Origin of the sequence: Dyadobacter sp. OTU695 (genome assembly GCF_038440355.1) — a bacterium.
In the GTDB taxonomy this organism is placed as follows: Bacteria; Bacteroidota; Bacteroidia; order Cytophagales; family Spirosomataceae; genus Dyadobacter.
Map to the genome: position 1 here is coordinate 18,863 of NZ_JASATN010000031.1, position 19,979 is coordinate 38,841.

Annotated in this window: 19 protein-coding genes; 9 read left to right on the plus strand and 10 right to left on the minus strand. The window is 49.3% G+C overall.

The window, feature by feature from the left end; translation table 11 throughout:
- Positions 1–17 precede the first annotated feature (17 nt).
- From panB to AAHB90_RS30620, 6 genes are all read right to left on the minus strand, one after another.
- Positions 18–836 (minus strand): 3-methyl-2-oxobutanoate hydroxymethyltransferase, encoded by an 819-nt coding sequence (panB, locus tag AAHB90_RS30595; RefSeq protein ID WP_342089122.1) that lies wholly within the window; start codon positions 834–836, stop codon positions 18–20.
- Positions 837–1,062: 226 nt separating this feature from the next.
- On the minus strand, positions 1,063–2,403 hold the full coding sequence (locus tag AAHB90_RS30600; protein ID WP_342089123.1) for a murein hydrolase activator EnvC family protein: 1,341 nt from the start codon (positions 2,401–2,403) through the stop codon (positions 1,063–1,065).
- Positions 2,404–2,468: 65 nt separating this feature from the next.
- Positions 2,469–3,329, minus strand: a complete 861-nt coding sequence (locus tag AAHB90_RS30605) for a DUF4292 domain-containing protein (RefSeq protein WP_342089124.1) — start codon at positions 3,327–3,329, stop codon at positions 2,469–2,471.
- Positions 3,319–5,067: a tetratricopeptide repeat protein gene (locus AAHB90_RS30610; protein ID WP_342089125.1), complete on the minus strand. Its 1,749-nt coding sequence runs from the start codon at positions 5,065–5,067 to the stop codon at positions 3,319–3,321. Before AAHB90_RS30610 ends, AAHB90_RS30605 begins: the two co-directional genes overlap by 11 nt.
- Positions 5,068–5,220: 153 nt before the next feature.
- On the minus strand, positions 5,221–7,656 hold the full coding sequence (locus tag AAHB90_RS30615; protein ID WP_342089126.1) for a TonB-dependent receptor plug domain-containing protein: 2,436 nt from the start codon (positions 7,654–7,656) through the stop codon (positions 5,221–5,223).
- Positions 7,657–7,714: 58 nt separating this feature from the next.
- Positions 7,715–9,049: an APC family permease gene (locus tag AAHB90_RS30620; RefSeq protein ID WP_342089127.1), complete on the minus strand. Its 1,335-nt coding sequence runs from the start codon at positions 9,047–9,049 to the stop codon at positions 7,715–7,717.
- Positions 9,050–9,156: 107 nt separating this feature from the next.
- Between AAHB90_RS30620 and AAHB90_RS30625 the strand changes: the two genes are divergently transcribed.
- From AAHB90_RS30625 to AAHB90_RS30640, 4 genes are all read left to right on the plus strand, one after another.
- Complete coding sequence (locus tag AAHB90_RS30625) at positions 9,157–10,275, plus strand: sensor histidine kinase (RefSeq protein WP_342089128.1); 1,119 nt, start codon at positions 9,157–9,159, stop codon at positions 10,273–10,275.
- Positions 10,272–10,967 (plus strand): LytR/AlgR family response regulator transcription factor, encoded by a 696-nt coding sequence (locus tag AAHB90_RS30630; RefSeq protein ID WP_342089129.1) that lies wholly within the window; start codon positions 10,272–10,274, stop codon positions 10,965–10,967. The genes AAHB90_RS30625 and AAHB90_RS30630 overlap by 4 nt, the downstream gene beginning before the upstream one ends.
- Before the next feature lie 121 nt (positions 10,968–11,088).
- Positions 11,089–11,805 (plus strand): dioxygenase family protein, encoded by a 717-nt coding sequence (locus AAHB90_RS30635; protein WP_342089130.1) that lies wholly within the window; start codon positions 11,089–11,091, stop codon positions 11,803–11,805.
- Positions 11,806–11,932: 127 nt separating this feature from the next.
- Positions 11,933–12,643 carry a pirin family protein gene (locus AAHB90_RS30640; protein WP_342089131.1) on the plus strand — a complete coding sequence of 237 codons (711 nt, stop codon included), beginning with the start codon at positions 11,933–11,935 and terminating at the stop codon, positions 12,641–12,643.
- On the opposite strand, the gene AAHB90_RS30645 is transcribed toward AAHB90_RS30640, so the two are convergent.
- The 4 genes from AAHB90_RS30645 to atpD all read right to left on the minus strand — a co-directional run bounded on the left by AAHB90_RS30645 (position 12,634) and on the right by atpD (position 15,212).
- Positions 12,634–13,005: a type II toxin-antitoxin system VapC family toxin gene (locus AAHB90_RS30645; protein WP_342089132.1), complete on the minus strand. Its 372-nt coding sequence runs from the start codon at positions 13,003–13,005 to the stop codon at positions 12,634–12,636. The two genes, AAHB90_RS30640 and AAHB90_RS30645, sit on opposite strands and share 10 nt — an antisense overlap.
- Complete coding sequence (locus tag AAHB90_RS30650) at positions 12,980–13,183, minus strand: hypothetical protein (RefSeq protein WP_342089133.1); 204 nt, start codon at positions 13,181–13,183, stop codon at positions 12,980–12,982. The genes AAHB90_RS30645 and AAHB90_RS30650 overlap by 26 nt, the downstream gene beginning before the upstream one ends.
- 160 nt (positions 13,184–13,343) lie before the next feature.
- Positions 13,344–13,586: an ATP synthase F1 subunit epsilon gene (atpC, locus tag AAHB90_RS30655; protein WP_342089134.1), complete on the minus strand. Its 243-nt coding sequence runs from the start codon at positions 13,584–13,586 to the stop codon at positions 13,344–13,346.
- 111 nt (positions 13,587–13,697) lie between these two features.
- Positions 13,698–15,212 (minus strand): F0F1 ATP synthase subunit beta, encoded by a 1,515-nt coding sequence (atpD, locus tag AAHB90_RS30660; RefSeq protein WP_342089135.1) that lies wholly within the window; start codon positions 15,210–15,212, stop codon positions 13,698–13,700.
- Positions 15,213–15,478: 266 nt separating this feature from the next.
- Between atpD and AAHB90_RS30665 the strand changes: the two genes are divergently transcribed.
- The 5 genes from AAHB90_RS30665 to AAHB90_RS30685 are packed head-to-tail and all read left to right on the plus strand — an operon-like array spanning position 15,479 to position 19,976.
- Positions 15,479–15,712 (plus strand): DUF433 domain-containing protein, encoded by a 234-nt coding sequence (locus AAHB90_RS30665; protein WP_342089136.1) that lies wholly within the window; start codon positions 15,479–15,481, stop codon positions 15,710–15,712.
- On the plus strand, positions 15,712–16,044 hold the full coding sequence (locus tag AAHB90_RS30670) for a DUF5615 family PIN-like protein (RefSeq protein ID WP_342089137.1): 333 nt from the start codon (positions 15,712–15,714) through the stop codon (positions 16,042–16,044). Before AAHB90_RS30665 ends, AAHB90_RS30670 begins: the two co-directional genes overlap by 1 nt.
- Positions 16,045–16,070: 26 nt before the next feature.
- Positions 16,071–18,731, plus strand: a complete 2,661-nt coding sequence (locus AAHB90_RS30675) for a hypothetical protein (RefSeq protein ID WP_342089138.1) — start codon at positions 16,071–16,073, stop codon at positions 18,729–18,731.
- Positions 18,732–18,771: 40 nt separating this feature from the next.
- Entirely contained in the window at positions 18,772–19,227 is a 456-nt protein-coding gene (locus AAHB90_RS30680) for a hypothetical protein (protein WP_342089139.1), read from the plus strand.
- A 38-nt stretch (positions 19,228–19,265) separates the two neighbouring features.
- Positions 19,266–19,976 (plus strand): ABC transporter ATP-binding protein, encoded by a 711-nt coding sequence (locus AAHB90_RS30685; RefSeq protein WP_342089140.1) that lies wholly within the window; start codon positions 19,266–19,268, stop codon positions 19,974–19,976.
- The last annotated feature ends 3 nt before the right edge of the window (positions 19,977–19,979 follow it).

Consider the following 19,979-nt stretch of genomic DNA (forward strand, 5'->3'; position numbering starts at 1 on the left):
TAATACTTTTTAAAAGGTTAGTATGATTCCGAATCATTCGGGAATGATCTTCCTTTTACATCTGAAATATAATTGGTAATGGCGTTGGTCATAACGCCATTCAAATCGGCATAATGGCGCAAAAAGCGCGGTTTGAACTCCTTATTGATACCGAGCAAATCGTGGATTACCAGCACCTGGCCATCTGCATGAGGCCCGGCACCGATTCCGATCGTTGGGATTTGAATGCTTTCGGAAACTTGTTTGGTCAGTTTAGCGGGGATTTTTTCCAGAACCATCGAGAAGCATCCCACTTCTTCCAGCATTTTAGCATCTTCCAGTAGTTTTTGTGCTTCGGCTTCCTGTTTTGCACGGACGGTATAAGTCCCGAATTTGTAAATGGATTGCGGTGTAAGCCCCAAATGGCCCATAACAGGCACCCCTGCGCTCAATATGCGTGTGATGGAGTCTTTCACTTCAAGTCCGCCTTCGAGCTTCACAGCGTGGGCACCGGATTCCTTCATGATCCGGATCGCGGAGTTCAATGCCTCGCGGGAGTTGCCCTGGTAGGAGCCAAAAGGCAAATCCACGACAACCAATGCACGCTTCACCGCCCGTACCACCGAGGATGCATGGTAGATCATCTGATCGATCGTAATGGGCAGGGTCGTTTCATGCCCGGCCATTACGTTGGAAGCGGAATCGCCTACCAGGATCAGCTCTACGCCGGCAGCATCTACGATTCCCGCCATAGAATAATCGTAGGCGGTAAGGCAGGTTATTTTTTCACCACGGTTTTTCATTTCCTGAATCACGTGGGTTGTAATGCGCTTGATATCAGCAGTATGTACAGACATGGTGGTTATCGGTAATGGTAATCGAAATTCAAAAAGTGTGGTCAGGTGTTGTCGAGCATGGTCAAGTGTGGTCGGATGTAGTCAAGTATTGTCACGTGTGGTCATGTTTGGTTGAGAGGAGAACTTGTGTTTACGATATTCCAAACTCTCTACTATAAATGACGATACCTGACAACCTCTGACCATTCTTGACTCATCTCCCCAGCGTTGCACGCGAGCAGAAGCGTTACCGGTTTATGAGCCAGTTTTCGGGGTTCAGTCGCGAAGTATTTTTCCAAACCTGGAATTGCAGTTCCGAGGTGCCGTCGCTGTCGGTGGCCACGCGGCCGATATTTTCCCGCGCTTTCACTTTTTGCCCCGCGCGTACCGATACGCCGGTCATTTTGGCGTAAATCGTCATATAGTTACCGTGCTGGATCGCCACCACGCTTCCCATTCCGGGCAGCTCGGTCACGTCGAGCACCGTTCCGTCATAAACCGACCTTACCGGCTCGCCAGCGGTCGTCTGAATATCAATACCCAGGTTGTCGACCATCACACCTTTCAGAACTGCGTGCGGGCGCTGACCGAAATGGCTGGAAACAAAGCCTTTTACGGGCCAGGGCAGGCGGTTTTGCGAGGCCGTGAAGGATGACGCCAGGGTCGTTTCTTCCTCACTCATGCCACTTGATACCACCGGCTCTTCCTCAGTTTCTTTCGGGGCTTCTACCGCGGCTTCACCTTTTTTCTCCCGTTCGGCATTTTCCCGAGCAAGTCTTTCGCGTTCGGCCTTCCGGCGCGCTTCTCTTTCCTCCCGCTCGCGGCGTTCCCTTTCAAGACGTTCGCGGCGCTCCCGCTCGGCAATGCGGCGGATGCTGGCTTCCAAAAGGTCGGTAGCACGTTTGTTTTCTGCAATCTGCTTCCTCAGCTCAACTTCTTTTTGAGAAAGCTCCTTGATCACTTCATTTTGCTTGACTTTCAGGCCTTCCAGTTTGGTATTCTCTGTAAGCCGCGTATCGAGAACGTTCTTCTGCTGGTTCTTTTTGGAAGTAATGCGTTGGCGTTCAGCTAGTACCTGCTTTTGCAAAGCATCGATTTCCTTGGCTCTCCCCTGTCTCGCCTCCGTGTATTGCTTCAAATATTTATAGCGAAGGACAAACTGGTTGAATGTGCCTGCCGAAAAAAGAAAAACAAGCTGATTGAAATAGGCGTTCCGCTTGGAAGCCTCGTAAATCATATGACCGTATTCTTCTTTTAATACAGCCAGGCTGCTATCCAGCGCCTGACGACGTTTTTCGAGCACTTTCAATTCGCGGTCGAGGATTTCGAGGTCGTCGGTAAGCAGGTCGATTTGCCTTTTATAGGTATTGATCTGCTGGTTCAGTGCTTTAAGCTGCCCGAGATTGACGTTCTTTTGAGAAGAAGTCTGTTTGAGGATATTCTGAATTTCCCTGATTTTGCCTTGGTTCTCAGCCTTTTCACGTTCCAGCTGCTCGCGGGTCTTCTGCGCAAATGCACCTGCGCATGCGCAGAGCACGAAAGTAAGCACTAACCAAAAACGACGGCTACCAGGGGTACGAAAGGGCATAATATTGATTCTTGCGGCCAAAAATACATCTCACGGCAGGCAAAGTTAAGCAGACTTTCTGTATTTTACCTTTTACGCTTGTAGCTCGAAGGAACATTAAACGGAAAACCGGGGCTTTGATTTACCAATTCCACCTTACTGTGTTTGAGGCGCATGGTCGTTTCAAGCTTTTGCTGCTCTTTGGAAAGCACATTCAGGCTGATATGGCTCGTAAACGGGAAGAGAAAGTTGCCGACGTTCCTGAAATCCTCATAATCCAGGGTAAAAGTGTTTTGCGTGGGCACTTCCGTTGCTTTCAGACGTGAGAGTTTCTGGTTCTTTTCGGCAATGTAGTTATCGACTTCCAGTTTATCGACGAGCTGTTTGAGGATATAAAAGTCGTTTTCCTTTATAAAACGGCCCTCTTCCTGCATTTCAAAAGGCATATTTCCGATGATCACCGATTGCAGAAGATCAAAGTTGAGATCGAAGTTGTACTGTTTGCTGAGCTGTTCGTAATTGAAAACGAAATAGTCGCGGTGGATTTTATCCATAAAAACAATGGAATCCCGGGTAATAATGCCACGCGCCACTTCCAGTCCGACGCCTGTTACCGAAAGCCAGATAATGCTGTCCTTTTTCATCCGGATGTTGACATTGGTATTGTCAAAATCCTGCCTGGCGCTTTTGAAGGAAAACTTGGATTTCGCCGTCAGATAATCAAAATCGACTTCGTTGACTTTCACCTCGGGCATCGGCTCACCTGCATCGGGCACGACCGCGACGGTGTCCACCGCGGAGGTGTCTTTGGACTCTGGGGCCGTGGTAATCAGGGTTGTATCTTTGGCCGGATTTTGGGAAGTACTTTTGGTAGAACGTGGTTTGTGACAAGCCGTGAACCATATCAGAGACATGGCTATCAGCCCGACCGTAATTTTACTGCTCATGTAATGCACCTGTTGCTATTTTTTTGTCAAGAAGTTCGGTGGTCTCTCCCATTCTTTTGGCTTTTTTCCATTGGGCCACCGCATTGTCCCGTTCTCCTAGTTTGAACAGGACATCCCCGTAATGTTCAACAATTGTGCCACTCACGCCACTGCTGTCGAGCATTGCCTTTTCGAGGTATTCCTTGGCTTTTTTGTAGTCTTTGCGAATGTATAATACCCAGGCATAGGTATCGAGGTAGGTCGGGTTGTCCTGATGCTGTTGCACGAGTTTTTCCGACATTTTGAGTGCGAGATCAAGCTTTTCCTTTCTCAGGGAGAGAAAATAACTGTAATTGTTGAGGACGTGATCGTTGTCCGGGTCGGCTTTCAACGCGAGGTCATAGGCGGCGTCGGATTTGTCGTGGTCTCCGATACCGTTGAATGCGTCGCCTAGCTGTGCGTGGATTAAAGGCACCAGCTGGGGATTTTCTCCGATCATTTTCAGGCTTTCTTCCAGCGAGGAGGTCGCTTCCTTATAATTTTTCTTCATCAGATGCGCCGTTCCGTTGAAATACCAGAACATGCCCTGATTTGGAAACAATTCCAATGCTTTTTCTGAATGTACCAGCATGCTGTCGGGCTGGTTGAGCTGGCCGTCCAGCTGCATGACGGCGATCCAGACCTGGAAAACGTTCGGATCGGCGGCTACGGCTTTGAGGTATAGTTGCCGGGCTTCGGCAAATTTGCGCTGGCGCGTCAGCAGATCGGCGTAAATGACCATTGCCTTGGACTCGTTCGGATGCGTCTCGGCAAGCTGACGGGCCAGTATAACGGCCTCATTCACTTCGTTTTCCGTTTTCAGCATCGTCAGATAGCCGGAAAGCACGCGGATTTTAGGGTCGGCATCGAGGTTGGGATTGGCGAAAACCTGTTTCAACTCCTGATTGCATTTCTGGACGTCGCCGTTCCGGCGGTAAATATCTGCCAGCAATACATGCGCCTGCGCCTCGTCCGGATTAATTTTCAGCGCCTCTTCCAATGGCGCTACCGCTTCAACGATACGATCATTAGCAATCAGCATTTCGGCCAGTTCCACACGGTAACTCACCTCTCCGGGCTCCGCATCGATCAGTTTTTTGCCTTCTGCCAGTGCTTTGTCAAGATTATTCTGGCGGAGATACAACTGCTGTTTCTGGTGCGTGATCTCTTCGGTCACCCCCATTGATTTTTCCAGCTTGTTATAAGTCTCGATTGCCTTGTCAAACTGGTCGGCAAAAACGTATACTGCTGCCAGTTCTATTCCGTACTCGATATTTTCCGGATTTTTAGCTACCAATGTTTCGTAGATCTGGGCGGCTTCAGAGTATTTGCGGCGTTTTGCGTAAAGTTCCGCGAGTTGTTGGGAATAGAAAATATTTTCCTTGTCGAGATCGTGTGCCTTTTTGGAGGCATTGATCGCGTCGTCATACTTTTCGAGCTTGATCAGTGCCGTAGCTACCAGGTAATGCGTGGCAGCGTCCTGCGGGGTGAGGAGAGCAAGTTTTTCGAATACGGGCAATGCACGCTCAGGCTCGTCCTTCATCATGAATTTCATCCCCTCGGTGGCCATCGACTCCCCTTCCAGCCTTGTGATGACGCCCTCTTCTTTTACCTCCTGTTTGTCACGATCTTTACGACGCTGCGCATGGGCCGCCGTCATCAGCCAGGAAGCCGATACGAGGCAAATAAGAAGGGTTATTTTCAAATATTCGGTCCTCATATTTTATCGTGCGCCATCAGATCGTGCGACATGACCGGCTATTTCAGTGTAAATAACAAAGTTACCAAATTTTGTCAGTATGCCCTGCCCAAAAGTCTTTGCAAATAAGTATACTAACGTGGAAATATATATAATCTTATGCCGGAATGACCGCTATCTGACTGAATAAGCCGATTTCCCGAAACCGGGCAAGCCGTGGGGGCTCAGTACTTCCACTTGGATGTCGGCCGGGCCGGCGGCATCGGAATGGTAATAACTTACACGGGCCTTTCCGTCGCTACCGGTTTTGAGCATAGGTGCCCAGAAAATAGTAGAACGGAAATCAGGGTTTGGAGCGGGCGGACTGGTGGGGCCGTATTGCGGTGAGTAGAACTCGCGAGGGGTATGAAAACCGGCAATTTTGGTCACCAACACACCCGGTACAATATCCTGTGAATAGTCGTAATTCTCATTTCCACGCTTGGTAAGCACCGAAATAACCCCATTTCCTCCCCTGCTGCCATATATCGCTGCCGATGCCCCTTTCAGCACGTCGATCGACTCTACATCAAAAACATTCAGCGAAGTGATCATCGCTTTATCCACCGGCATACCATCCAGTACGAAAAGCGGCTCACCTCTGTTGCCCCGTATCGATACCACGGCATTCATCCCCGACCCCATGACCGACACGCCCGCTACACGGCCCTGAAGCATATCGAGTATACTCATATAGCCGGAAGCCATTTGAGGCGTCACTTTCAGGGTAGCATCTGCCGAATTATAAAGCTTCCGCGCGTCACGGGGCACTTCCTTTTTGGCTTTGATAGTTACTTCACGCAGGAGCCGCTCGCGGTTTTCACGGATTTTTCTTGAAATTTCCTGATCCTGGGCGGCTTTTTTGAGGAAATCGGCTAGCCGTTGCGCATCGACGGTTACCGGCTTGAAAGGAATTTTGACGACAGAAGCCCGTGGTGCATCAAACGGATGGAGTGCGAACGTCAAACTCTGGTTCCCTTTTTTATTCATACCCTGAATACGGAGCTGGAGCGAATCGCTGAAAGCCAGGTTGTAGATCGTAAAGTGGCCATATTCATCGGTTTCCGAGGTCATGAAGGTGCTGAGGCTGTCGTTGCTGAGAAAGAGCGACAGCGCGGTTTTCTCGGTCAGCTTTTTATTATTCCGTTTCGCATCACCTTCGAGCGTAATGCCTTGCTCAACATACCGTTTTGCGGGCGGAATGGAGTCGCGCAATACTTCCTCCCATTTGAACCGGGTCCAGCCATGGGTCATCATCAGGTAATCAAGATGGATTTTCCGTTCCGGTTTTGCCGGGTCGAAATAGTAGGCTGGCTGCTCTATAATGCCCTTCAAATCAGAAGATAATAGTAAATAGGAGACGATATTTTGTTCATGCGGTTGCTGTAAAATCTGGCCTGCATCGGTTACCGACAATGAAAGATTAGCCTCCACCGGTTTACCCGCGGAGTCGGTAACAGTAACTTCCACATCCACTTTTTCGCGCGGTTTGTACTCCGGTTTCGAAGGCTTGACATTTACCCGCAAACTCCTGGAATGGTCCACGAATACCAGCCGCTCGCAAACAGGTCTGGCGGAGTCGTCAAAAAGGGTCAGATGGGTAATACCGTCGGGAAGTTCGGCCGTTGGAAGCTGCATCATCAGTCCCCGGTTACCGATTTTCCCCTTCGCAACAAACGCGACGATACCCCGGGCATGGCCTACTACATGAACGGGTATTTCTGTTTTTCCTGGAATTTTCGCGTAGGCTATCACTCTCATTTTGAATGGGTTCGAAAGGTTATCGACAACCATGGTAAATCCGGCTTCGTGCACTTTCGGAAAAGGAAAAGGTGTTACTTTTCCATCCGTTTCCTTTACAAATGCCCGGTAAGATTCTCCTGCCCTGGGCGCGAACTGAAACCTGCCCATTCCCAAATGCTCGCTTTTAAATGACGCCACGGTGTCGCCGCTTTGTGCCAACACGAAGCCCGTTACATCCTGCGCCAGTCCCGCCTCATTTACGGCTTTGAAAGCGACACGAGTATTGATGTCGGCAACGAGCTGTCCGCCCTCAGGGAAAAATTGCAGGTCAGACCTGGTCGGAGTAGTGCTGGCCGATGTTTTCTCCTCATAACTAAATACATACACATTCTTTTGGAAGAAAAAATCTTCGGAAGCATTGCGCATCCAGTTGGTATAAGCCCGGATCGTATATGCGCCCGGGGCCAGCGAATCGGCAAGTACGAACTCGCCATGGCCGGTTCCCCCGTTCATCTGCACGCGTTTCAAAGCGGTATTTCTGCCGGAGCGCTGCTCGATCAGATCGACGTAGAGGAGGTTACTGGCGCTGTCGGCCAAATGCAGCGATCCCTCGGTGAGATATGCTTTGAACCATAGGGTATCGCCGGTTATGTAATAGGGTTTGTCGAGATGCAGGTAGGCTTTTTCGACCGGCAATGCGCTGCGATACTTAGTTAATTTGTTGGAAATGAATTGAATAAAATCATCTTCCGACCATTGAAATGCTGTAATAAGAAATGTAACGGAGGCAAGTAAGATGAAGTTGATGAAGGTCTTTTTCCACGGCATATTAGTAAACAGATTGTTTATATATGTAATTTACCTAAAATTAACTTGCTAAGTAATTCTACTGATTGAACTTACGAACGAGCAAATAGACGGGATAACTTATTACGAGGAACAACAATGCATACTGGCTGCTCGGTAAGTCCTGAACAATTGCGCCGGCGAGGAAAGCAATCGACAGAATAAGCATTAAAACAGGCAGGAAAGGGTAGGCGGGTACCTTCCAGGGACGGGGCAAATCCGGCTCCTTCTTCCGCAATGCCAGTAGTGATGCAAACCCGGAGGTGTAACCGAGCACAAAAAAGAAAGTCGCAATGTCCGACAGTTTTTCCGTAGCATCTTTTCCTATGAGAATCAGTGTGATAGCAACGGCCGAAGTGATCAGCATGGCCACCGCCGGTGTACCGCCCTGGTTCACGGTCACACCCGATCTGAGGAACAATCCATCGCGGCTCATCGAGTATAAAACCCGTGGATTGAACAAAAGCTGCGCATTGACGATGCCCAGAATCGATATCATCAGAAACAGCGTCACGATTTTGCCTGACCCTTCGCCGAAAATGAGCGTTATCGCGTCAGCGGCAGCCAGTTTCGATTGGGCGAGCCGGTCCATAGGCAGCACGTGGAGGATCGCGAGATTGCAAAGGAGGTAAATGGCGATGATTACCAAAGCGCCCCCGATCATCGATTTCGGCAGGTTTTTGGAAGGGTCGCGGTCTTCTTCGGAGAAATATGCTGCCGTATGCCAGCCGTCGTAGGTGTAAAATATAGCTTGCAACGAAAAAATCACGGGCGCTATCCAGGAGCCGGTTTCGATGATTTTGCTGGTCGTAACCTGCGCTTCTTCCACAGTAACCTCATTGCCATACAAATAGCAGACGGCCACAAACGCAAATAGTCCGATACCTTTCAGCAAGCTCATGATATTCTGGAAGTTGCTCGCCAATGCAAGCCCAATCCAGTGGATAATCGTAAGGATAAGCAAGATCGCCGCGGCGACATAAGGTTCGTAGCCCGCCAGCGAGGGCATGAGCAATGCGAGGTATTCGCTCATGGTATAGACCCCAAAGCCCAGTGCCGAGCAGGTTCCCAGCCAGCTGTTGATACCCACCACAAAACCGGCGTAATTCCCGAAGGCACGTTGCGCGTACACGTACCAGGCGCCGGCACGCGGAACCGACGTGCCGAGCTCGATCGTACATAAAGTGCCAAGGAATGCGTAAAGACTTACCGCTACCCATAATCCCATGATCAGCGCCGGATCACCCAACTGGGCGGCAATGGGGCCGGGCTTCCGGAGAATGCCGGTTCCGATGGTGCCGCCAACGGTCACCGCGACGCCGAATCCGACGCCCAGGATCTTGAAAAGTTCGTTTCGGGTATTAGGTTGCTGCATGAGGGGAGTGAAAATGTGCTTTTCGAAAATAGGAAACTTTTTCTGAATGTAAATCCTATCTTAGTCATCAAATACAAGCCTCACCACCAATCTCTGTCGCAACGGCCATGTTTAAGGCTAAAAACCTTTGGATCATTCACTTGCTGGGGTGGGTACTGTTCATGAGCCTGCCGGTGACGATCGTTTCCCGTGAGCCACGCGCCGATTTTCCGCTGCCAGCGCTGCGTTCGGCCTGGTTCTGGCTGTTTTTCCTGATCTATGCGACATTATTTTATGGCAATTTGCTGGTACTTATTCCAAAACTGTATTTGAAGCAGCATTATGCCGCATATGCCGGGGTTTTTATCGGTTTGTTGATGCTGATTTACTTTTCCCAGCCCTTTGAGAAGCTCATATTCAGGAAGTTCCGGCAGGAGCAGCAGGGTAGGGAGGTACGGACAGAACCGCCAAGGGATGGTTTTCGTAATGGCAGGCCTTCCGGTCCACCACCGGGCGATGAGTCCCGTCCTATGCGGCGGCCCATGCGTGACAGGGCGGTTGATTTTGTGAGCTTAACCCTTTTTATTGTGGTGTGGGTAGTCGCCATGGCCATTCGCATTTCGCGCGAGTGGCGGCAGTCGGAGCGGCGGGCGATTCTTTCCGAAGCCGAGAAAGCGCATGCCGAGTTGTCGTTTTTTAAAGCGCAGATCAACCCGCATTTTCTTTTTAATACACTTAATAATATTTACGCATTGGCAGTAAGCAGCAGCGAACATACCGCGCCGAGCATTCTCAAACTGTCGCAAATGATGCGGTACATTACCGAGGAGGCGACGGAAAATTATGTTCCGCTGGAAGACGAGCTCGCTTGCCTGGAAAATTATGTGGAATTACAGAAGTTGCGGTTGAATGCTAAAACGAGCCTCAATTTTATTGTAAAAGGCCAGGCGGACGGCATGAGGATCGCACCGCTGATCCTGATGACTTTTGTGGAAAATGCATTTAAATATGGCGTCAGCAATCACCGCGAATCGGTGATACGCATTGCAGTGGAAGTGGCGGGAAAGGAAATTCAGTTTTTTTGCCAAAACCGCATGATCGAACGGCGAAATGATGAAGAGCGTACAGGAGTGGGGATTTTAAACACTCAAAAACGGCTGGATTTGCTTTACATCGGGTTGTACAACCTTGCTATACACAACGACGGCGATATTTTTACAGTGAACCTAACGCTTCCGGGACGATGAAATGCGTGATCATTGACGACGAACCCCTCGCGCTGAGCGTTCTGGAAAAGTACATTGCGGCATTTCCGGTGCTCGAACTCGTCGGTGCATTCGACGACGCGATCGAAGGCGGGCGATTTTTGAAAATCAATGTGGTAGACCTGCTTTTTATCGACATCAATATGCCTGATCTCTCAGGTTTGGAACTTGTAGCACGACTGGAAACCAGGCCGATGGTCATTTTTACGACCGCTCATAAGAAATTCGCCTACGAAGGTTTTGAGCTGGAAGCAGTGGATTATCTTTTGAAACCTATTACAATCGAACGTTTCGAAAAGGCCGTTCAAAAGGCGACGGAGCGGTTCGAACTGAGAAAACCGCGACAAAACGACGAATCCATCGTGGTTCGATCAGAGTATAAAGCCATTAAAATTGTGCTCACTGACATTGCCTACATCGAGGGAATGGAGGATTATATTAAAATCCATTTGCTGAGCTCGCGGCACCCGGTGCTGACGCTGATGTCGTTGAAAGGCATACTGGAAATCCTGCCTGAAAATGCGTTCAGCAGGATCCACCGGAGCTATATTGTGCCCAATTTTCAGGTGAAATCCATTCAAAATAAGAAAGTTAAGCTCTCGTCGGGTGTAGAGTTACCGGTAAGCGACAGTTACGTCGATTTTATCGAACAATGGAAGCGCCAGCAGGCGTGATTTCAGTAATCTGCCGATTCACCGGTAAAAACGGCCCGTTGACCGACACATTCCGCCTGCTCCGCAACAAAGGGTGAAGCGAATACGATAATGTATTTAAACTCACAGAACTGCTGCAAATATGGAACGCAAAGAATTTTTGAAAAGGGGGTTTTCGGCATTGGGCCTGGCTGCGATCATCCCGGTAATAAGTTGCTCGAACGACACCGTCGATCCCGTAGAAACCTCAACCGACACAACCGGATCGACTTCCGGCAGCTGCACATTGACTGCCTCTGAAACAGCAGGGCCGTTTCCGACAAAAACGCCGGCCAGCCTAGTTTCCAACGACATTACCTCGGATCGATCAGGAACAAAGCTGACGGTCAAAATTACCATTCAGAACAAAAATAACAGCTGCGAAGGCCTCGAAGGCGCATTGGTTGACATTTGGCATTGTGACGCAGCCGGCAATTACTCAGAATACGGCGGCACAGGCATGCAGTCGACCAATTACACGAGCGTACACTTCCTTCGCGGCAGGCAGACGACCGACGCGAATGGCTTGGTGACGTTCACGAGCATTTACCCGGGCTGGTACTCGGGCCGCGCAACGCACATTCACGTACACATATATAATGCGAGCGGGAAGTCGTTACTGGTGACGCAAATTGCATTTCCCGAAGAAATCAGCAAGCTCGTATACGCACAAGGCGTGTATGCGAGCCATGGACAGGCGGATACGACGAATGCGCGCGACAATGTGTTCGGCGACGGCGTAAGCACGGAAATGTCGACTGTTACAGGCAGTGTTACAGCGGGATACGAGTTGACGCATGCGATTGTGGTAAGTGGGTAGTTGACTTCGGCTGTCGGCTTTCGGCTGTCGAACTTTTTGATTTACAGTGAAGTTTTTGACTGCCGACTGCCGACTGCCGACTGCCGACTGCCGACTGCCGACTTACTAACCGCTAAAATTCGATCAGATGCTGACCCAAACCGATGCTCAAATATATCTGGAAAGCCTGCGGGGGCCGTTTCAGACGGATGGTTTCCGGAGTTTCCGGACTTTCAATTTTGAAGAATACAGCGCGGCCGGCCGACAGCCGTTCGGGACGTTGGAAGTTTTGAACGATGAAACACTCATGCCCGAATGCAGCTGCAAATTGCGGGTTGAAAAGTTCTGTCAGGTCATTTTGCTGCCGATGGTAGGGGCAATAGAGTTGGAGGAAAAGGGTAGGGAGCCCAAATTTATCAATTCCGGGGAGGCGCTTTTTCAGCTTGCTTCGCCCGACAAGATTTACACGATTACGAATCCGTATCCCGACGAGCCGATCAATTATTTACAGATCAGGGTCGACGACGACCAGTTTTTAAGCATCCCGATGTCATTATCCGGCATTACCGCCGAGTTTGATTTAAGTAAAAGGAATGTCCTTCTCCCGGTCCGTGGCTACAAAGGAAGCTCCGCCCATCTGTTTATCGGCCAATACGACGGCCGGGCAGAAGGCATTTTCACCAGCTGGAATGCCGGTCATCATGCGTTCATTTTTGTAATCGAAGGAGCATTCGAAGTGCAGAATCGGCTGCTGGAAAAGCGCGACGGACTGGCTTTGAGAAATGCGGAGAGGGTAGAATTCGAGGCGTTGTCGAACGGGGCGATATTGCTGGTGATTGATATTGGAGGTCAGGACTGATAAAATACGAAAATCAATTCTTTGACTCTTTCGAAGTGATGGTCGGCAGATAATAGGGGAACGCCTAGAAAAATGGATGTCGCGGCGACGATGGCGTCCGGAAGTTTGAGGCTATATTGACGCTGAATGTAGGTGGTAATCTCCTTAATGCCTGAATTGATATCGACAATCACACATTGATCCAGAAACATTTCAACCCAGGTTTCTTCGTCAACACTTATTTCCTGATAACCTAGCAGCTCTAATTCGACGATAAAGGAAACGTATGCTTCTGCATCCTGCAATAGGGTCGCCAAGTGATCGTCGCCTTTGAAAAGGTTAATGGCAATGTTCGTATCAATCAGGATCTTGGTTCCACTCATTGCGCATTCGACTCTGGATGTCCAGAGCATCGTCGGTTAGTTTAATTACTCCAACAAATTTTCGGGCGTCGAGTTTTTTGCGTTTTGAGGTCGATCCCGCGGCAGGGAAAACCTTTGACAATGCGGCAACTGGGAAAATATCTCCCAGCATTTGACCTTTTCTCAAAATCAATTTCATAACCAGGTGATGATTTGATTAATACGTTAAAGATAGGAAGAAATGGACGGAATAATTTCGCCCGATGTGCATACAGCGATGTCGGATTATCAACAGGTGTTTACAAAAAAAGCGGATGCCGTTTTCACAGCATCCGCTTTTGCATTAAAATGTATATTCCTTAAAGAACTGCTTCGGCGAGAACCAATACTTTGTTATTCAGTACTTCCACAACACCGCCGTCGATGACGAAGCTTTGCTTTGCAGCGCCGGTATCGACTACCACATCACCTTTGCCCAGCGTGCTGACTAGCGGTGCGTGACGGTTCAGAACCTGAAACTGTCCTTCGGTACCCGGTAATGTAACGGCATTTGCCTCGCCGGCAAATACTTTTTTATCTGGGGTAATGATTTCTAAATGCATAATAATCTATGAGTTTATGAGTTTATGAGCGGTCGCCGCGCGGTTTAAAGTTGCTAGCTTATGAATATTACACTCATAGAATTTGAACTTTAAACTCATTCACTCTATAACTTACCTTGCCGCTTCCGCCAGCATTTTTTCTCCTTTTGCCTGAGCGTCTTCGATGGTTCCAACAAGGTTGAAAGCCATTTCAGGAAGGTGATCGTATGCACCGTCCATAATCAGGTTGAAGCCTTTGATGGTATCGTTGATATCAACCAATGTTCCTTTCAAACCTGTGAATTGCTCTGCAACGAAGAATGGCTGCGAAAGGAAGCGCTCAACGCGACGTGCACGTGATACAACCAGCTTGTCTTCCTCAGAAAGTTCTTCCATACCAAGGATCGCAATGATATCCTGCAATTCTTTGTAACGCTGAAGAATGTTTTTCACACGCTGTGCGCAATCGTAGTGCGCTGCACCCAGTGTTTCTGCATTCAAAATACGTGAAGCAGAGTCAAGCGGATCCACAGCAGGGTAGATGCCTTTCTCGGAAACTTTACGGCTCAATACGGTCGTAGCATCCAAGTGGGCAAATGTTGTTGCAGGCGCAGGGTCAGTCAAGTCATCCGCAGGTACGTAAACCGCCTGTACGGAAGTGATTGAACCGCGTTTTGTAGATGTGATACGCTCCTGCATCTGGCCCATTTCAGTAGCCAGTGTAGGCTGGTAACCTACCGCAGATGGCATACGTCCCAAAAGAGCGGATACCTCAGAACCTGCCTGGGTGAAACGGAAAATGTTATCGATAAAGAAAAGAATGTCGCGGCCCTGACCTTCGCCATCTCCGTCACGGAAATACTCAGCCATGGTCAAACCTGACAAAGCAACACGTGCACGTGCGCCAGGAGGTTCGTTCATCTGGCCGAACACGAATGTCGCCTGCGAATCTTTCAGTGTATTGTAATCAACTTTGGAAATGTCCCAGCCGCCTTCTTCCATGCTGTGCTTGAACTCTTCGCCGTATTTGATGATACCCGCTTCGATCATCTCACGCATCAGGTCATTACCTTCACGTGTACGCTCACCCACACCGGCGAATACCGAAAGACCGGCATATGCTTTCGCGATGTTGTTGATCAGCTCCTGGATCAATACGGTTTTACCTACACCCGCACCACCGAACAAACCGATCTTACCACCTTTTACATAAGGGGCCAGAAGGTCGATTACCTTGATACCTGTGAAAAGTACTTCGGTAGCAGTTGCCAGTTCTTCGAATTTCGGAGCTGCGCGGTGGATAGAAATACCGTTTGAAGAATCAAGGGGAGTAAGACCGTCGATCGCTTCACCGATTACGTTGAAGAGACGTCCTTTGATACCTTCGCCGATCGGCATTTTGATAGGTGAGCCAAGCGGCCTAACCTGCATGCCACGTTGCATACCTTCTGTACTATCCATCGCGATAGTACGGATACGGTCTTCACCAAGGTGCTGCTGGCACTCGAGAACTACTTTCTGACCGTTTGGTTTGATGACTTCCAACGCATCAAGGATCGCGGGGATACGTCCGCTATCCTCAAATGATACGTCTACAACCGGGCCAATTACCTGCGTAATTTTTCCTACGTTTGCTGCGTTTGCCATTATATAATTTTGATTATCTCGGATGAGGTTTTTTTCAGACCGCAAAAGTAGGAGATAATTTGGTCAGTACCAATACCTGACAAAGTGAATTATTGGATATTTTTTAGAAAATCACCCGTTTTTCCTGAAAACTGTGTTTAATATTTCCGGAAACTGGGTTTGGAGAAGGGAATGCGGGAACTTTTTGGCTGAATGGCTAACCGGATTCTGGTTTGAGATAGTTGAAAAAACGCCTAAATTTGATTTGAACATCATCAAAAATGCAGATGAATATGCAACTTCTGGAACGTATCACTTTTAATCCGAAACAATGCGGGGGAAAGCCCTGCATCCGGAATATGCGTATCCGCGTCACCGATGTTATTGAGTTGCTTGCTGCGGGTCTCACTCCCGAACAGATTGTGGCAGAGGAACTGCCCGACCTGGAATTGGAGGACATCACGGCATGTCTTCTGTACGCGGCAGCTAAGCTAAACCATCCCGTTCTGCAAGCGGCCTGATGATCATACTGGACGCCCACCTGCCTCCGACACTGGCTGTCTGGATTACAGAAACGTTTGAGATCCCATGTTTTTCGGCACAATTTCTTGACCTCCGTCACGCCGAGGACGAGGAGATATTTTTGTTTTCAAAAACAAAAAATGCCATTGTGATCACCAAGGATGATGACTTCGTTTCCTTGCTGGGTCGGTTTGGTAGTCCGCCGAAAGTGATTTGGCTTACCTGCGGTAATACATCAAAAAGCAGATTGAAAGAAATTTTTAGTGCAAACCTCGGGTCGGCGCTAGCCTTGCTGAAAACGAACGACCTTGTAGAGATAACCGGTCAGTGATCGGTGCTTCGATTAATTCATACAATATGAACGATTTACTTTTTTGGAAGGTATGGTCGCCGTCTGAGCGGCGGATGGCTGTTGGTGCCTTCCTGGTGTTGATTTTGGGGTTGGTTTTTCTGATTGTCCAATGCATGGATCCGCTGGGGAATGTGGTCCGGTGGAATGTCGTAAGCGAATTGTCGGAAACAACCGCCGTGGTGGATGTGCTGCAACTTGGACAATGGCAATATGGCATTTCCATTCCGACCCACCTGGTGACGGAGAGTTTTATGTCTTCGGTGATGGAAATGAATGCCTGGACGGTCTATTTGTTTTGGATAGGCGCATTGGCGGGCCTTTCACTGGTGCTAGCGGCGCTGACGACCATGACGCGGTTCTGGTACCTGGCCGGGACGATCCTTTTCATCCTTTTTCTCGCATTCGCGAGACTGGAAACCCTGCGTGTTTTTGGTTCGGAAAGCCGTCTCCTCTTTCTGGCGGCGACGATTTTATACGGAGGTGTTTCCTACTATTTTCACGCATTCCGGCCCGATTTGGGCATTAGCACGCGAATCGCGGGCATTACGGGCGTGTCACTCGTTTTAGTGGTATTGGTAGCATTGGGATCTGCATCAACGGTCCCTGCATTGACGGCCGCCGTGTATTCTTTTCCGCTATGGCTGGTGATCACATTGCTTTTTCTTCTCGTTTCGGCCACTGAAATTATGGCGGGGCTGGTCTGGCTCACCACGAGCGGGCAGGCCGGAAAAGGCCGGTCCGGGCTGGTGCAGTTTATCGTGATCAGCGTCCTTTATCTTTTGCTTTTACTATTAATATACCTCCAAAACACACGCCAGATTGACTGGAATGTGACCCTGGTTAATCCATTCTACCTTGCCCTGGCAGCAGGTATATTAGGTATCTGGGGATTCCGGCGGCGGGCAGATTCTACCCAGGGCGTACTCCCGTTCCGTAGCACGGGTTTCTGGCTTTATATGGGGCTATTCATTGTTGCGGCTTCTTTTTGCGGGTTAATGGCGGGTACGGCCAACGATCCGGTGCTGGAAACACTGGAAGATGCGACCGTGGAGGGTCAGCTGGCAATGGGGCTGCTTTTCCTGTTTTATGTACTGGTCAATTTTTATGAGGTGTTTCAGCAAAAGCTGGCCGTTTACAAGGTTTTGTATAAACCATTGCGCTTCGGTCTCACGCAGACGCGGCTTTTTGGTTTTGCAGGAGTAGTGGTGTTGATTTCAATTCAAAGGCTTTTCCCGGTTAATCAGGCCATTGCAGGTTATTTCAATGGATTGGGCGATTTGCATGCCACAACGGAAGAGTTTACGCTGGCCGAGCAGTACTACAAACTCGCATTGCAGCAGGAATTTCAAAACCATAAATCCAACTATGCGCTGGCATCCATAGCATTGAAGCAGGGTGACCGCAATGCGGCAGCTTACTATTTCCGACAGGCGCTCCTGAAAAATCCTTCACCACAGGCATATGCGGGCCTGAGTGGCATTCTGGTGCAGGAAAACCTGTTTTTTGACGCGGTATACAGTTTACAGGAAGGTCTTCGCCGGTTTCCGGCCAACGGCGAACTGCTGAACAACCTCGGAATGCTCTATTCCAAAACCAATGTTGCAGATTCGGCCTATTATTACCTCGATCTGGCGAAAGCAAATGCAGCCCGTCCTGAAATCCCAGCTACCAACCTGCTTGCGATACTGGCGAAAAGCACCGATTCCGGCCTGCTCGACTCCCTTGCAACAAGCACGGACAAGCGCGATTACCTTTCCTGGCAGGCCAACTGGCTGGCTGTTCAGAATTTACGGCAGCGCTTTTCCAAAGAAAATTTTCATAGCGAAGCTGTCCCGAAAGATTCGCTTCTGAGCGTTTCGTCTTTGGCGTACCTGCTTAATTATGCGACAAACCAGGCGAGGTTTGATTCCTTACCGGCTGCATTATTGCCAAAATTGGCGGTGAAAAACCCGGTTCTGTCGCAGGAATTGTCTCTCGCCGCGCTATACCCCGAATTTTATAGCGGAAATAAACTGAGAGCGCTGGAAACACTGTCGGGCTGGGCAGCGGAGGAAGGCGAAAAGAGTAATTTGTATCATAAAATACTAGGTCACTGGCTATTGCAGCTCGGGTTGTACGATCAGGCGATAGAAGCGCTGTCGGTAGTGGAAGGCATTGAAGGCACGATCGGGATGGCGGTGGCCAATGCATTGTCGGATAAAAAAGAAGTGGCTGTGATATTGCTCGACAAAATTCAGGATAACGAACAAAAAGCAGCAGTGGAGCGGTTGAAGCAGACTTTGTTTTCAGGGGTCAAACCCAAATCATTATCGGACTCTCTGCTGGCAGTGATTACCAAATCGCCTGATCCGCAAAATTTTGACAAGGCTGTACGGGCAAACCCATTTGATGCACGCATTGTTTCGGCGGCGTCGGAATTTTACAGAGGCAAAAAGCAGATTAAGCAAGCCTATCAGCTTGTGCTGAATGCATTGCGGTACAACGAATTCGCACCCGAACTTTGGGAACAGTATGCATTGCTGAGTCTCGACCAGGGCTTGCTCAGTCAGGCCGGAGAAGGGGAAGAGAAGGTCAGACAATATGCACTGCCTGCCGGTTATCAGCGATTTATGACGCGCTATCAGCCGATGCGGGCACTTATCGAAAAACAAAGGGCGGCATTTTGATCATTTGATATTTTAGCCATCTCAAAATTACACCTCATCCATGACGGCTCTATCCTGGAAATCCAATTTCACTGAAACGGAATACCGGATTTTCCGGGATAAAGTCATTGCCGGGATACTGAAAACATCGTCGTGGAAATACGATGCCCGCGGCGAGCTCGACGGCTATCTGCTGTCGTTCAAGACGAAAGGATTTTTCAATCCGCATACCGAAATCCGCGATATCGAAGGAGATAAGGTCCTGGGAGGTATCGATTGCAATATCCTGACAGGCAAGGCATGGATTACTTTCGATGGCATTCGCTACCAATGGCAGTTCGAATCGTGGCTGGGCGGCAAATGGATCGTCGGGAACGACGGCATCGAGGCGCGTTTTGAATCGTCGGGTTTCTGGAAAAGGGAAGGGATTGTGATTAACGAAGAGATTCCGCCGCCGGTAATTCTGGCGTCTTTGTTTGTAAAAGCTTATTTTAATAAAATTTCGGACGCCGCTTGACGCATTACAGCTATCTTCCCAACTGAAAAAATGTCTGCATGAAAATCATAGAAACCAGCGAGATCGCCAAACGTTACGTAATGGGTAGCGAGATCATCCAGGCGCTTAAGTCCGTTACAATTTCGGTTAATAAAGGGGAATATGTGGCGTTTATGGGGCCGTCGGGTTCGGGGAAATCGACCCTTATGAACATTATCGGGTGCCTTGATACCCCCACCACCGGAAGATATATCCTGAATAACAAGGATGTAAGCGATATGAGCGAGAACGAGCTCGCCGAGATCCGGAACAAGGAAATCGGGTTTGTGTTTCAGACGTTCAACCTGCTTCCCCGGATGTCGTCGCTGGATAATGTGGCACTGCCGCTCATTTATGCGGGGTTGAGCAAAGCCGACAGAACGGAAAGGGCGATGCTGTCACTCAAAAATGTTGGACTTGAAAACCGTGCCGGTCATAAGCCGAACGAGCTTTCGGGTGGTCAGCGCCAGCGTGTGGCCATTGCACGCGCACTCGTGAACGATCCCAGTATCCTCCTCGCCGACGAACCGACGGGTAACCTCGATAGTAAAACATCCTACGAGATCATGGACCTTTTCGACCAGCTTTACAGCAAGGGCAACACGATCGTGATGGTAACGCACGAAGAGGATATCGCGCATTACGCACACCGCGTAGTCCGCCTGCGCGACGGCCTGGTCGAATCCGACACGATCAATCCCAACCCGACGAAGGTGAATGCATTGGTTTGAGAA